Here is a 14,541-nt window from a genome sequence, read left to right as displayed (position 1 = left end):
CTCCAAACCGGCGGCAGAGCCCGGTGTGAAAGTTACCACCAGCGCGACCATCTTCCTCCTTGCGGGGCTCGCCCTGCTGGTGGTTGCGCCGCTGTTCTTCTATCCGATCTTCCTGATGAAGCTTCTGTGCTTCGCGCTGTTTGCCTGCGCCTTCAACCTGCTGTTGGGGTATACAGGCCTCCTGTCCTTCGGACATGCGACCTTCTTCGGCGGCGCGGCCTATTTTACCGCTCATGCCGTAAAGGTCTGGGGCTGGACGCCGGAACTCGGGATCCTCCTGGGCGTAGCTGGGGCGGCTGGACTGGGTGTCGTGATGGGCTTTGTCGCCATCCGCCGCCAGGGCATCTACTTCGCCATGATCACGCTCGCGCTGTCGCAGATGTTCTTCTTCTTCTGTCTGCAGGCGGGTTTCACTCAAGGTGAGGACGGGATCCAACAGGTGCCACGCGGGCATCTGTTCGGGGTGATCGATCTGAGTGTCTCCACCAATATGTATTACTTCGTGCTTTCAGTGTTCGTGATCGGGCTGTTGCTCATCTGGCGCTTCATCAATTCGCCGTTCGGCATGATCCTCAAGTCGATCCGTGAGAACGAGGCACGGGCGACGTCGCTCGGCTATTCGGTGGCACGTTACAAGCTCGGCGCCTTTGTCATGTCGGCGGCCCTTGCCGGCCTGGCAGGCGGTGTAAAGGCTCTGGTGTTCCAGTTCGCGACGCTGACGGACGTGGCATGGCAGATGTCGGGGGAGGTGATCCTGATGACCCTGCTCGGTGGCATCGGCACGCTGATCGGGCCGATCTTCGGCGCAGGGCTGGTGGTCACGCTGCAGAACTACCTGGCGACCTCCGACTTCCCGGTTACCATCATTACCGGCGTCGTCTTCATGGTCTGCGTGCTGCTGTTCCGTCGTGGAATCGTAGGGGAGTTCTATGCCTCCCGCCTCGGTCGCAGCCTCAGCTTCGAGCATCGCCACTAGCCGAGTTGGATTACCAAAAGCGAGGGAGGCGGGTCGCGGCGCTTGGTGTCGAGGTCGGTCACCCTTTGGAGGAAGCATGACCGACCGGTACGATTACATCGTCATAGGAGCAGGGAGCGCGGGATGTGTCGTGGCCAACCGCTTGTCCGCCGACAGCCGCAACCGCGTTCTGCTCCTCGAAGCGGGCGGCACCGACAACTATCACTGGGTTCATATCCCTGTGGGCTACCTTTATTGCATCAATAATCCTCGTACCGACTGGTGCTTTACGACGGAGAGGGAAGAGGGGCTGAACGGCCGTTCGCTGTCCTATCCGCGCGGCAAGCTTCTCGGCGGCTGTTCGTCCATCAACGGCATGATCTACATGCGGGGCCAAGCGCGCGACTACGACCTGTGGCGGCAGATGGGCTGCGAAGGCTGGGGTTGGGACGACGTGCTGCCCAGCTTCAAGAAGTCAGAGGACCACTACAAAGGAAGCGACGACCTACATGGTAGCGGCGGTGAATGGCGGGTGGAAAAATCGCGTGTCCGCTGGGCGGTGCTCGACGCCTTCCAGAAAGCAGCTGAGGAGGCAGGGATCCCCGCTACCGACGACTTTAACCGCGGCACCAACGAAGGCTCCGGCTATTTCGACGTCAACCAGCGCTCCGGCATCCGCTGGAATACGTCGAAGGCCTTCCTGCGCCCGGCAAAGAACCGGCGGAACCTGACGGTCTTGACGAAGGCGCATGCCCGGCGGCTGATCGTGGAGGAGGGAGAAGTCCGCAGCGTCGAGTTCCAGCACAACGGTATGGCCAAGCAGGCCTACGCATCCCGCGAAACAATTCTCTGTGCCGGCTCCATTGGCTCGCCGCAGCTCCTCGAACTCTCGGGCATTGGTCGCGGCGACGTGCTGCGCCAGGCGGGCATCGAAGTCGTCAAGGAAGTGGCGGGCGTGGGCGAGAACCTGCAGGATCACCTGCAGCTCCGCATGGTTTACAAAGTCACCGGCGTGCCGACGCTGAACGAAAAGGCCTCGCGCATGATCGGCAAGGCAGCGATCGGCCTGGAATATGTCTTTCGGCGCTCCGGCCCCATGTCGATGGCGCCGAGCCAGCTTGGAATTTTCACGCGATCCGGTCCGGAAAAGGAAACACCGGACCTGCAGTATCACGTGCAGCCGGTTTCGCTCGACAAGTTCGGCGATCCGCTTCACGGCTTCCCGGCCATGACGGCAAGCGTCTGCAACCTGCGTCCCGAAAGCCGCGGGTCGGTGCATGTGAAGAGTAGCGACTTTGCCGCCGCCCCAGCCATCAAGCCCAATTATCTATCGACGCAGGCGGACCGGGACGTTGCGGTGAAGGCAATCCGGCTCACCCGGAAGATCATCGCCGAGCCGTCCTTTGCGCGGTATCACCCGGAAGAGTACAAGCCGGGGCCGGAGTACCAGACAGAGGAGGATCTGGTAAAGGCCGCCGGCGATATCGGTACCACGATCTTTCATCCCGCCGGCACCGTGCGTATGGGCGCCGATCCAGAGAGTGTTGTCGATCCGCGGCTGAGACTGCGAGCACTTGGCCGCCTCAGGGTGGCGGATGCTTCGATCATGCCCAATATCGTGTCAGGTAACACTAACTCGCCCACGATCATGATCGCCGAGAAGGCGGCGGAGATGATTCTGGCCGACAACCGGTGACAGGGAGACGAGCCATGCTGGAACCAGCGGCGAGCAACGACGAAGTCATCCTTGAACGGAGAGGCTCTGCCGCCGTCATCCGGCTGAACAGGCCGAAGGCGCTCAATAGCCTTAATCTCAAGATGGTCCGAACCATGCGGATGGCCCTCGACGCTTTCGCCGAAGATCCTGCGGTGTCCGTTGTTGTGCTTACGGGAGCGGGGGAACGGGGGCTGTGTGCCGGGGGCGACATCCGGGTGCTTTACGAGATGGGGCGCGCCGGGGACGCGGAGACCACGCAGTTCTGGCGGGAAGAGTTTCCGCTGAACTACCTGATCGCACATTATACCAAGCCCTTTGTCGCTCTGATGGACGGGATCACCATGGGTGGCGGCGTCGGGCTGTCGTCCCACGGCCGACATCGGGTGGTCACCGAACGGACGCGGCTCGCGATGCCGGAAACGGGGATTGGTTACTTCCCGGATGTCGGCACAAGCTGGTTGCTGCCAAAGGCGCCCGGCGAGATCGGCACCTGTATGGGGTTGACCGGACTTGAGGTAAGTCCGGCCGACGCGATTTTCGCCGGACTTGCTGATGTCTTCGTACCCGCCGAGCAGTTGCCGGAGCTGGTAAAGGCGCTGAGCGGGCTAGCGCCGGAGTCGGATGATGAGGCGGTTGAAGCCGTGCTGAGCTGGTTCGCGACCTCGCCCGGCGAGAGCGAACTGCAGAAACATCGCGTTCTGATCGACCGCTGCTTCACCCATGATAGCGTCGAGCAAATCATCGCCGCTCTGAAGGCCGAAGACGACGACTTCGCACGCCGCGCTCTTGAGACTATCCTCAAGCGCTCGCCCACCAGCGTCAAGCTGACCTTGCGTCTCTTGCGAGACGGCCGGAACAGTTCTGGTCTCGTGGAGTGCCTCGAGCGGGAATTTGGTGCCGGAACGGAAATCCTTCGCCACCATGACTTCTACGAAGGCGTGCGGGCTGCAATCATCGACAAGGACCGCAACCCGAAGTGGTCGCCACCGACCCTCGACAAGGTCACGGCGGAAGACATCGCTCCTTATGTCGAGGGGCGGCATGGGACACTCTTTCCCGAACACCGGCTTTAGCATTCCTTTCTGAGGCCAGCGTCTTCGGTTGCCTTCACTGGGTGATCCATCGCGGAAGCTGCTGCGAAAGGAACAGAATTTCTAAGGCAGCCTTTGCTGAGGGTTGCCGGTTGCTCGCTCCGATCTCGCATCGCCGGTAGTTTCTCGGCATAGACGAACACCGGAGACACCCTCATGAACCGCCTCCTGATCCTCGGCACTGCCGTTGCCGCCCTTTTCGCCGCGCCTGCTTTCGCGCAGTCACCGAACACGCTGCTCAACGCCTCTTACGACATTGCTCGTGAGATTTTCGCTGCCGAGAACGAGGCGTTCGTCAAGGCGCACCCAGGCGTCACCATCGACCAGTCGCACGCCGGCACCTCCAAGCAGGCCCGCGCGATCGTCGAGGGTCTGGAAGCGGACGTCGTGACCTTCAACCAAGTGACGGATATCGACTTCCTGGTGAAGCAGGGCTTCGTGTCGGACGACTGGCAGCAGGATTTTCCAAACAATGCCTCGCCGTTCTACTCCTTCCCGTCCTTCCTCGTACGCGAAGGCAATCCGAAGAACATCAAGGACTGGAGCGACCTCGCACGTGACGATGTGCAGGTAATCTTCCCGAATCCAAAGACCTCCGGTAACGCCCGCTACACCTATCTGGCGGCAACCGCCTATGCCATGGAAGCGTTCAATGGTGATGAAGAGAAGGTCGAGGAATTTGTCGGCAAGATCTTCGACAACGTTCCTGTCTTCGATACAGGCGGTCGTGCGGCCACGACCACCTTCGTTGAGCGGGAGCTTGGTGATGTGATCATCACGTTCGAGGCCGAGACCCGCGCAATTGCCAAGCAGTATGGCGATGACAAGTTCGATACCGTCGTGCCCTCGGTCAGCCTGCTCGCAGAATTTCCCGTCGCAATCGTCGACAAGGTGGTGGATAAGCGCGGCTCGCGCGATCTCGCCAAGACCTATCTCGATTTCCTCTACACGGAAGAAGGTCAGCGGATTGCCGCCGAGTTCGGTCACCGCGTGCACAATGAAACCGTTGCGGCTGAGTTCAAGGATCAGTTTCCGGAGATCCGCCTGGTGAACGTCGACGAGGTCTTCGGCGGCTGGGACAAGATCCAGGAAGAGCATTTCGCTTCCGGCGCGACGCTCGACAAGCTTTACGGCAGCCGTTAAGCCCTCATCATCAGCACTGCGATCCCGACGGCACCTTGCCGTCGGGTTTTGTGTGAAAGGACAGGGGAAAGCGCTTGAGACGCAATGTTCTGCCCGGGCTGTCGCTATCGCTCGGTGTCACGCTCTTCTATGTCGGCCTTATCGTCGTGCTGCCGCTGGCGGCATTGATCTTCAAGGCGGCAAGCCTTGGGCCGGTCGACTACTGGTCGATCATCTCCTCGTCGCGCGCTGTCGCAAGCTACCGGGTGACGGTGCTGTCGGCGCTTGGGGCGACTGCGTTCAATCTCGTTTTCGGTCTGGCGCTCGCATGGGTGCTGACGCGCTATCGCTTCCCCGGCTGGCGTTTGATCGACGCCATGGTAGATCTCCCCTTTGCGCTGCCGACGGCTGTCGCCGGCATTTCGCTCACGGCGCTCTTTGCCAACAACGGCTGGTTCGGCTCTGTCTTGTCCGAACTCGGCATCAAGGTCGCCTACACGCCGCTCGGGATCATGGTGGCCATGTGCTTCACCAGCCTGCCGTTCATCGTGCGCACCGTGCAGCCGGTGCTGGAGGATCTCGATCCGGCACTTGAAGAAGCGGCACAATCGCTTGGCGGCTCCGACTGGACGATCTTCCGAAAGGTGATCTTCCCGTTGCTGACGCCGGCACTGCTCGCTGGCCTGTCCCTCTCCTTCGCCCGTTCGCTCGGCGAATTCGGGGCGATCATCTTCATTGCCGGCAATCAGCCGATGTCGACGGAGATTACGGCGCTTCTCGTCTTCATTCGCCTTGAGGAATACGATTACCAGGCGGCGGCGGCCATTGCCTCCGTCCTGCTCATCACTGCTTTTGTCATGCTGGCGGTCACCAATCTGCTGCAGGCACGGGCCCTGCGCTATACGGCGAGGAGCTGACGATGTCCAACGCGTCTTCCGGCCGCAAGCCGCCCCGAGTCGGCGATCAGCCGCTCTTCCGGCGCCTTCTGATCGGCATCGTGCTGGTCGTGGGGGCGCTGCTGATCCTGGCGCCTCTTATCGTCATCGGTGTGGAAGCCTTCTCCGAAGGATGGCGGGTGTATGCCTCCACGCTGGCGGACCCCGACACGCGCCATGCGATCTTCCTGACGGTGGTCACGGCCCTCATTGCCGTGCCGATCAACACCGTCTTCGGCATCGCGGCTGCGTGGGCGATCACCAAGTTCGACTTCCCGGGCCGGCGGTTCCTGCTGGTGGTCATCGAGATCCCCTTCTCGATCTCCCCGATCGTTGCGGGCGTCGCCTACCTTTTCGTCTATGGCCTGCAAGGCTTCTTCGGACCTTTGCTGGAAGCCTACGACATCAAGATCCTCTTTGCGCTGCCGGGGATCATTCTTGCCTCGATGTTCGTCACCGCGCCTTTCGTCGCGCGCGAACTCATCCCCTTGATGCAGGCGCAGGGGCGTGACCTTGAGGAGGCGGCAACCTCGCTCGGCGCGTCCGGCTGGCGTACCTTCTTCTCGGTGACGCTGCCAAACATCAAATGGGCACTGCTTTACGGCGTTGTGCTCTGCAACGCCCGTGTCATGGGCGAGTTCGGTGCTGTTTCCGTCGTGTCGGGCAACATTCGCGGGCAGACGAACACGCTGCCGCTGCACATCGAGCTGCTTTATCACGACTACCAGGCGGCCGGAGCCTTTGCCTCCGCCTCCATCCTGGCCGTCATCGCCGTCTTCACCATCATCGCCAAGGTGGCGCTGGAGCGGCAGGGCGCAGGCCGCGTCCGCCGCCCCGCATTGTCTACGCCGGCCGTTCCTGCCGTGGAGCCCAAGCCATGAAGATCCGTCTCGACCACGTGGTCAAAACCTTCAACACCTTCCGTGCCGTGCGCGACGTTTCGCTCGAGATTGAGAGCGGCGAGCTCGTGGCACTGCTGGGGCCGTCCGGCTCCGGCAAGACGACCATCCTGCGGATGGTTGCCGGGCTCGAATTTGCCGATGGCGGCCACATCTATTTCGGCGACCAGGACGCCACCGACATTCCGGTGCGCGACCGCGGCGTCGGCTTTGTCTTTCAGCACTATGCTCTCTTCCCGCACATGACAGTGCAGGAGAACATCGCCTTCGGTATGAAGGTGTCGAAGGTGAAGCGCGAGAAAGCCGCGATCGCGGCCCGTGTGGAGGAACTCCTGCGGCTGGTCCGGCTGGAACGTTTGGGCGATCGCTTCCCGGCCCAGATTTCCGGTGGCCAGCGCCAACGCGTGGCTTTGGCGCGCGCGCTTGCTGTCGACCCCAAGGTGCTTCTGCTCGACGAGCCCTTCGGCGCACTGGATGCTGCCGTTCGCCGTGACCTGCGGCGCTGGCTGCGCGAGATCCATGACGAACTCGGCATCACCACCCTCTTCGTCACCCACGATCAGGAGGAGGCGCTGGATCTCGCCGATCGCGTCGTGATCCTCAACGAGGGTCAGATTGTGCAAGAGGGGACGCCGGAGCAGGTTTGCCGCGACCCGAAATCCGCCTTCGTGACCCGCTTTCTGGGCGACGCCAACCGGCTCTCGGCGGAAGTGCGCGGCGGTGTCGCCTATGCCGACGGCGCTGCCATCGCAGCCGATGGCGTGGCCAATGGTGCAGCGGAAATCTATGCTCGGCCCGGCGACCTCGACTGGTCTGCCGCAGGACCGGGGATCGCCGCTTCGGTCACGCGCGTGCTGGATCGTCCGGGCGGGCGCCGTGTCATTGCGGTCACCGCCGCCGGAGAGAACCTGGAGTTCGACGTCGAGCCGGAGCTTGCGGTCAGAGCAGGGGAACAGGGCTTCGTGACGCTGCGACGTGCGCAGGTGTTTGCCGCCAGCTAAAGGCGCTTCCGATCCAAGCCATTGCAACAAAAAAGCCGGCGGGATGTCCTGCCGGCTTTCGCGTTCTTGTCGGTGGGGCTCAGTTCATCTGGGTGACGAAGCGCGTTTCCAGATAGGCTTCAACGGCTTCAGATCCGCCTTCCGTGCCGTAGCCGGAGTCCTTGATGCCGCCGAACGGCACTTCCGGAATTGAGAGGCCGTTGTGGTTGATGGTCAGCATTCCCGCTTCCATGTGGCGGCTAAGTGTATGCGCCGTCTTCACAGAACCCGTGAAGGCGTAGGAGGCGAGGCCAAAGGGCAGCCGGTTTGCCTCTTCCAGCGCATCGTCCAGATGCGAGAAGCGGTTGACGATCGCCAGCGGGCCGAACGGCTCGTCGTTCATCATCTTGGCGGAGGTCGGAACGTCGGCCATAACCGTCGGCTCGAAGAAGTAGCCCTTGTTGCCGATGCGCTTGCCGCCGGTCTTCAACTCCGCGCCCTTGGCAACGGCATCGTGGATCATGTCTTCCATGGCCGGGATGCGGCGATCGTTCGCCAGCGGTCCCATGCCAACGCCATCCTCAAGGCCGTTGCCGACCTTGATCGCTTCAGCCGCCTTGACGAAGCCTTCCATGAACCGGTCGGCGATCCCGTCTTGAACAAGGAAGCGGGTCGGCGCGACGCAGACCTGGCCGGCATTGCGGAACTTGGCTGCTGCCGTCACTTCAATCGCCCTTTCCAAGTCAGCATCGTCAAAGATGATCGCTGGCGCATGCCCGCCGAGTTCCATCGTGGCGCGCTTCATGTGCTTGCCCGCGAGTGCCGCCAGATGTTTGCCAACCGGTGTGGAGCCGGTGAATGAAATCTTGCGGATCACCGGATGCGGAATGAGGTATTCGGAGATTTCCGCCGGAATCCCGTAGACAAGGTTGACGACGCCCGCCGGTACGCCGGCATCGGCGAAGGCGCGGATCAGCTCGGCGGGCGAGGCGGGTGTTTCTTCCGGCGCCTTGACTATGATCGAACAGCCGGTGCAGAGCGCAGCCGATAGCTTGCGGACGATCTGGTTGATCGGGAAGTTCCACGGCGTAAAGGCGGCGACCGGGCCGACCGGCAGCTTGACCGTCATCTGCGAAACGCCGCTGAAGCGTGAGGGAATGATCTGCCCGTAGGTGCGGCGGCCTTCCTCGGCAAACCAGTCGATGGTGTCGGCAGCACCGAGGATCTCCACCTTGGACTGCGCCAGCGGCTTGCCCTGTTCGCGGGTCATCATGTAGGCGACCGCATCCACCCGCTGACGCAGCAGCTCGGCCGCCTTGCGCATGATCTTCGATCGCTCAAGCGGCGAAGTTTCGCGCCAGATCTTGAAGCCTTTGTCGGCTGCTTCCAGCGCCAGATCCAGGTCCGCCTTGCGCGCATGTGCGATCTTGCCGATCACCTCTTCCGTTGCGGGATCGGAGACCGGGAGCGTCTCGCCGCCGATGGCGTCGCGCCAGGTGCCGTTGATGAAAAGCTGCACGGCGGGATAACTCTGCATAGGATGACCTTTATTGCGGGCGGCGTCGAATGAGGGCGCCTGAACGTAGGCTGCAGCACCGAAAGCCGCGTAAATGCGGAGCCAGCGCCGCTGCCGGGTGGCGGGAGCGAAGAACGGCCCTAGGCTAAAAAAAGCGAGAGGCGCGATTCCCGTCTCGCCTCTATGTAGGAGGTTCGTCCGAAGCAGCCAAGAGGCGTTGTCGGACAACTTCAAAGGCAGGGACGGATCTGCCACGGGGGCAGGCGCCCCGATCAATTAGAAGAACGCCTGGATGCCCGTCTGTGCGCGGCCCAGGATCAGGGCGTGGACGTCGTGCGTGCCTTCATAGGTGTTGACCGTCTCCAGGTTCTGCGCGTGGCGCATCACGTGGTACTCGATCTGGATGCCGTTGCCGCCGTGCATGTCACGCGCCTGCCTGGCGATATCGAGCGCCTTGCCGCAGTTGTTGCGCTTGACGATGGAGATCATTTCCGGCGCCATCTTCTTCTCGTCCATCAGGCGGCCGACGCGGAGCGAGGCCTGCAGCCCGAGCGCGATCTCCGTCTGCATGTCGGCGAGCTTCTTCTGGTAAAGCTGCGTGCCTGCGAGAGGCTTGCCAAACTGCTTGCGGTCGAGGCCGTACTGACGGGCACGATGCCAGCAGTCTTCCGCCGCCCCCATGACGCCCCAGGAAATGCCGTAGCGGGCACGGTTGAGGCAGCCGAATGGCCCCTTGAGGCCGGAGACGTTCGGCAGCAGCGCATCCTCGCCGACTTCCACCCCGTCCATGACGATTTCGCCGGTCACGGAGGCGCGCAAGGACAGCTTGCCGCCGATCTTCGGAGCAGACAGCCCCTTCATGCCCTTTTCGAGCACGAAGCCACGGATTTCGTTGTTATGGGCTTCAGACTTGGCCCAGACGACGAAGACATCCGCGATCGGTGCGTTGGAGATCCACATCTTGGCGCCGCGCAGGCGGTAGCCGCCCTCGATCTTCTCCGCCCGCGTCTTCATGCCGCCCGGGTCGGAGCCGGCATCCGGTTCGGTCAGCCCGAAGCAGCCGATCAGCTCTCCGGAAACGAGGCCCGGCAGGTACTTGTCCTTCTGTTCTTCCGAACCGTAGGCGTATATGGGGTAGATCACCAGCGAGGACTGGACGCTCATCATCGAGCGGTAGCCGGAATCGATCCGCTCCACTTCCCGGGCGACGAGACCATAGGCCGCGTAGCCCGCATCGGCGGCACCGTACTTCTCCGGCAGCGTCACGCCGAGCAGCCCCGCCTGACCCATAAGCCGGAACAGCTCCGGCTCGGTCTTCTCGTTGAGATAGGCCTCCTGGACGCGCGGTAGCAGTTCAGACTGCCCGAACGCCGCTGCGGCATCGCGGATCATCCGCTCCTCTTCGTTCAGTTGGTCTTCAAGAAGGAAGGGATCTTCCCAGGAAAATGCCACGCGTTCGCTCACTGTCAAATCTCCAGTTGATGGTGCGGATTATCGGTGACGACGGTAATCGCGGCAACCCGCGTTTACTCATTTTACCATGAGTGATAGTCATAGCGTATGACCAGCCTCAGCCGCCGCCTCCTGCCGTCCACAGCAGCACTTGCCGCCTTCGAATCCGTTGCTCGGCTACGCAGCTTCTCACTTGCGGCAGAGGAGCTGGCGCTGACGCAAGGAGCGATAAGTCGCCAAGTTTCCGGGCTAGAGGAGCTCCTCGGCGTCGTGCTATTCGAGCGTACCAGCCGCGGCGTCGTGCTCACGCCCGCTGGCACAGACTACGCGAAATCGGTGGGTGCGGCGCTGTCGCAAATTCGCTCTGCCTCGCTTCAGGCCATGACCAAACGGCATAATGATACGCTGAACCTGGCGATACTGCCCACGTTCGGTACGCGGTGGCTGATGCCGCGCATCCCGAACTTCGTGGCGCGGCATCCGGAGATCACGCTGAACTTCGCCACCCGCATCGGCGTCTTCGATTTCGACCGCGACGGCATCGACATGGCGATACATATTGGCCAGCCGGATTGGCCGGGCGCCGACTGCACATTTCTGATGGAAGAAATGGTCGCCCCGGTTTGCAGCCCCGGATTTCTCGCAAGCCATCCGATCGCACGGCCGGATGACATCCTGGGCATGCCGCTGCTGCACATGGCCTCGCGGCCAGGGGCATGGAGCCACTGGTTCCAAAGCCAGGGGCTCCCCGGGGCAAGTTCCCAAGGGATGCGTTTTGAGCAGTTTTCCAGCGTCGCTCAGGCTTGCGCGGCAGGCCTGGGAGTTGCGCTGATGCCGCTGTTCCTGATCGATTCCGAACTGGCCAGTGGCCAGATCGTCCAGGCCGATCCGCATCAGGTGCGATCGCCCAGTGCCTACTACGCTGTCGCGCCGCTGACCAAGACCGACTTTCGCCCCGTGGTCGCCTTCCGCTCCTGGCTGCTGGAAGAGGTGGAGCGCTATCGTGGAGAGATCGTGGCCTGGTGAATCGGCTGCTCCTCTTTCGGCGGCGTTGCAAATGCTGCGGGAACAAGGAGGAATCGCTCTTGCGGTCGTCGAAGGTGCCGTTAGGATCAGCGGCATCCAACCCTCAGGTGCTTTTCAAGACAACTAGGACATACCCATGGAACTGGTGTTCGACGGCCATAACGACGTGCTTTTGCGGCTTTGGCGGACCATGAAGGCTGGCGGCGATCCGATCGCCGAGTTCGTGAACGGCGCTTCGAACGGGCATATCGATGCGCCGCGGGCCAGGGCAGGGGGGCTGGCCGGCGGGTTCTGTGCGATCTACATCCCGTCGGGCGATCTGATCCTCAAGGAGCCCGATGAGCGCGGCCACTACGAGACGCCGCTTGCGGCTCCGCTGACGTTGGAGCCTGCATTGCAAATTGCGCTGGAAGAGGCGGCGCTCGCGCTCCGGCTCGAGCGTGCAGGCGCGTGGCGGCTCTGTAGGTCTACGGCCGATGTGCGTGCGGCAATGGAGGACGGCCAGTTCGCTGCTGTTATGCATATGGAAGGCTGCGAAGCGATTGATCAAGATCTGAACAATCTGGAGGTTTTCTATGCTGCTGGCTTGCGGTCGCTCGGGCCGGTCTGGAGCCGCCACAATGCCTTTGGCCACGGTGTCCCCTTCTCCTTCCCCATGTCGCCAGACACAGGGCCTGGTCTGACAGAGCACGGATTTGAGCTGGTGCGCGCGTGCAACCGCCTCGGCATCCTTGTCGATCTTGCGCATATCACGGAACAAGGGTTCTGGGACGTCGCAAAGACCACTGACCAGCCGCTCGTTGCCAGCCATTCGAACGTTCATGCGCTGACGCCGGTCGCGCGAAATCTCACCGACAAGCAGCTGGATGCTATTCGAGAAAGCCGTGGTCTGGTGGGTCTAAACTACGCCGTCACAATGCTGCGGCCGGACGGACGCGACGATGCTCACACGCCGCTCTCCGACATGGTGCGGCACGTGGACTACCTCGTTGAGCGTCTCGGCATAGACCATGTGGCGCTCGGTTCCGACTTCGATGGAGCCACAATTCCGGAGGAGATCAGTGACGCGGCCGGCAACCAGAATCTGGTTGCGGCCCTCAAGGACGCGGGCTACGCTGGCGCCGACCTGAACAAGATTTGCCGGGAGAACTGGCTGAGAATCATAGCCTCCGCCTGGCACGAATAGTGCCTTCATCAAAAAACAGCTCATCAAATGGGGAACAAGACAATGATCGACTTGCTGAATAAACGCGTCCGCCTGCTGGCCACCAGCGCTGCACTTGCGCTGCTGGTGACGGCGACCCCGCAGGCCTTGGCGGCGACCCCGCCGGACACGCTGGTTCTGGCCTGGGCGATCGACGACATCATCTCGCTTGATCCGGCCGAAGCGTTCGAAATTTCCGCTGGCGAGATCATGGGCAACACCTATGACCGGCTCGTGAGGCTCGACATCAACGACACGTCCAAGGTCACGCCGGGCGTTGCCGATAGCTGGACGGTCTCGGACGACGGCCTCACCTATACCTTCAAGCTGAAGCCGGACCTGACCTTCGCTTCCGGCAATCCCATCACGGCCGAAGACGTTGCCTACAGCTTCGAGCGCGCCGTCAAGCTGGACCTGACGCCGGCCTTCATCCTGACCCAGTTCGGGCTGACGAAGGAGAACGTCACGGAGAAGGCCAAGGCAGCCAATCCGTCGACCTTCGTCTTCACCGTCGACAAGCCCTATGCCCCGAGCTTCGTTCTCAACTGTCTGACCGCCAACGTGGCGTCGATCGTGGACAAGACGCTGCTGCAGGAGCATGTCGCTAACGATGACTTTGGCCACGAGTGGCTGAAGACCAACTACGCCGGCTCCGGCCCGTTCAAGATGATGCAGTGGCGCGCGAACGAAGTTCTCGTTCTCGAGCGCAACGACAACTACTACGGCGATAAGGCTAAGCTGAAGCGCGCCATCTACCGGCACATGAAGGAAAGCTCCGGTCAGCGGCTGGCGCTGGAAGCCGGCGACATCGACGTTGCCCGCAACCTGGAGCCGGGCGATCTGGAGGCCGTGGCCGACAATGCGGACATCGATACGGAATCGGCGCCGAAAGGCACCGTCTACTACTTCAGCCTCAACCAAAAGAACGAGAACCTGGCGAAGCCCGAAGTGCGCGAGGCGCTGAAGTACCTCGTCGACTACGAAGGTATCGGCTCAACCTTCATCAAGGGCATCGGCGAAATCCACCAGACCTTCCTGCCGAAGGGCATGCTTGGTTCGCTCGACAGCAACCCTTATTCGCTGGACGTCGACAAGGCGAAGGAACTGCTGGCGAAGGCCGGTCTGCCCGATGGCTTCTCCGTCACCATGGACGTGCGCAACACTCAGCCCGTCACCGGCATCGCAGAGTCTCTGCAGCAGACCTTCGGGCAGGCGGGGGTGGAGCTCGAGCTCATCCCCGGCGACGGCAAGCAGACGCTCACCAAGTACCGCGCTCGCAACCACGACATCTATATCGGTCAGTGGGGCACGGACTACTGGGACCCCCATTCCAATGCCGACACCTTCGCAGCCAACCCGGACAACGCCGACGATGCTGCGGCAAAGCCGCTGGCATGGCGCAACGCCTGGGACATTCCGGAGCTGACGCAGAAGACGGCGGCAGCCTTGCTGGAGCGCGACGAAGCGAAGCGCGCCGGCATGTATGAGGAGATCCAGAAGGAAGTTCTCGATCGCGGTCCGTTCGCCATCATCTTTCAGCAGACGGAAGTTGCGGCACATCGGGCGAATGTCGAGAACTACAAGCTCGGGCCGAGCTTCGACACCAACCTGCTGGCCCCGGTCTCGAAGGAATAGGCTGAAGGA

Annotated in this window: 12 protein-coding genes; 10 read left to right on the top strand and 2 right to left on the bottom strand. The window is 62.1% G+C overall.

Going from position 1 to position 14,541, the window contains the following annotated elements:
* Positions 1–25 precede the first annotated feature (25 nt).
* From LXM96_RS03600 to LXM96_RS03570, 7 genes are all read left to right on the top strand, one after another.
* Entirely contained in the window at positions 26–976 is a 951-nt protein-coding gene (locus tag LXM96_RS03600) for a branched-chain amino acid ABC transporter permease (RefSeq protein ID WP_317208191.1), read from the top strand.
* 76 nt (positions 977–1,052) lie between these two features.
* Positions 1,053–2,651 (top strand): GMC family oxidoreductase, encoded by a 1,599-nt coding sequence (locus LXM96_RS03595; protein ID WP_239996972.1) that lies wholly within the window; start codon positions 1,053–1,055, stop codon positions 2,649–2,651.
* A gap of 14 nt (positions 2,652–2,665) precedes the next feature.
* On the top strand, positions 2,666–3,745 hold the full coding sequence (locus LXM96_RS03590; RefSeq protein WP_239996971.1) for an enoyl-CoA hydratase/isomerase family protein: 1,080 nt from the start codon (positions 2,666–2,668) through the stop codon (positions 3,743–3,745).
* 174 nt (positions 3,746–3,919) lie between these two features.
* Positions 3,920–4,906, top strand: coding sequence for a thiosulfate ABC transporter substrate-binding protein CysP (cysP, locus tag LXM96_RS03585; protein WP_239996970.1), 987 nt, complete (start codon positions 3,920–3,922; stop codon positions 4,904–4,906).
* Positions 4,907–4,980: 74 nt separating this feature from the next.
* The gene (cysT, locus tag LXM96_RS03580) at positions 4,981–5,802 is read left to right on the top strand and encodes a sulfate ABC transporter permease subunit CysT (protein WP_239996969.1); all 822 of its coding nucleotides are present in this window, start codon (positions 4,981–4,983) and stop codon (positions 5,800–5,802) included.
* 2 nt (positions 5,803–5,804) lie between these two features.
* Entirely contained in the window at positions 5,805–6,701 is an 897-nt protein-coding gene (gene cysW, locus LXM96_RS03575; protein ID WP_239996968.1) for a sulfate ABC transporter permease subunit CysW, read from the top strand.
* Positions 6,698–7,720, top strand: a complete 1,023-nt coding sequence (locus tag LXM96_RS03570; RefSeq protein WP_239996967.1) for a sulfate/molybdate ABC transporter ATP-binding protein — start codon at positions 6,698–6,700, stop codon at positions 7,718–7,720. Before cysW ends, LXM96_RS03570 begins: the two co-directional genes overlap by 4 nt.
* 79 nt (positions 7,721–7,799) lie before the next feature.
* Here LXM96_RS03570 and LXM96_RS03565 read toward each other — a convergent pair whose 3' ends face one another.
* Positions 7,800–9,236 (bottom strand): NAD-dependent succinate-semialdehyde dehydrogenase, encoded by a 1,437-nt coding sequence (locus LXM96_RS03565; protein ID WP_239996966.1) that lies wholly within the window; start codon positions 9,234–9,236, stop codon positions 7,800–7,802.
* Between the two features lie 255 nt (positions 9,237–9,491).
* The gene (locus LXM96_RS03560) at positions 9,492–10,679 is read right to left on the bottom strand and encodes an acyl-CoA dehydrogenase (protein WP_239996965.1); all 1,188 of its coding nucleotides are present in this window, start codon (positions 10,677–10,679) and stop codon (positions 9,492–9,494) included.
* A 96-nt stretch (positions 10,680–10,775) separates the two neighbouring features.
* On the opposite strand from LXM96_RS03560, the gene LXM96_RS03555 reads away from it, so the two are divergent.
* The 3 genes from LXM96_RS03555 to LXM96_RS03545 all read left to right on the top strand — a co-directional run bounded on the left by LXM96_RS03555 (position 10,776) and on the right by LXM96_RS03545 (position 14,532).
* Positions 10,776–11,693, top strand: a complete 918-nt coding sequence (locus LXM96_RS03555) for a LysR family transcriptional regulator (RefSeq protein ID WP_239996964.1) — start codon at positions 10,776–10,778, stop codon at positions 11,691–11,693.
* Between the two features lie 136 nt (positions 11,694–11,829).
* Positions 11,830–12,879, top strand: a complete 1,050-nt coding sequence (locus tag LXM96_RS03550) for a dipeptidase (RefSeq protein WP_239996963.1) — start codon at positions 11,830–11,832, stop codon at positions 12,877–12,879.
* A gap of 42 nt (positions 12,880–12,921) precedes the next feature.
* Positions 12,922–14,532 carry an ABC transporter substrate-binding protein gene (locus LXM96_RS03545; RefSeq protein WP_239996962.1) on the top strand — a complete coding sequence of 537 codons (1,611 nt, stop codon included), beginning with the start codon at positions 12,922–12,924 and terminating at the stop codon, positions 14,530–14,532.
* Positions 14,533–14,541 lie beyond the last annotated feature (9 nt).

Origin of the sequence: Rhizobium halophilum, assembly GCF_021648825.1 — a bacterium.
In the GTDB taxonomy this organism is placed as follows: Bacteria; Pseudomonadota; Alphaproteobacteria; order Rhizobiales; family Rhizobiaceae; genus Neorhizobium; species Neorhizobium halophilum.
The sequence above is the reverse complement of the archived record's forward strand: the minus strand, read 5'-3'. Positions and strand labels throughout refer to the sequence as shown.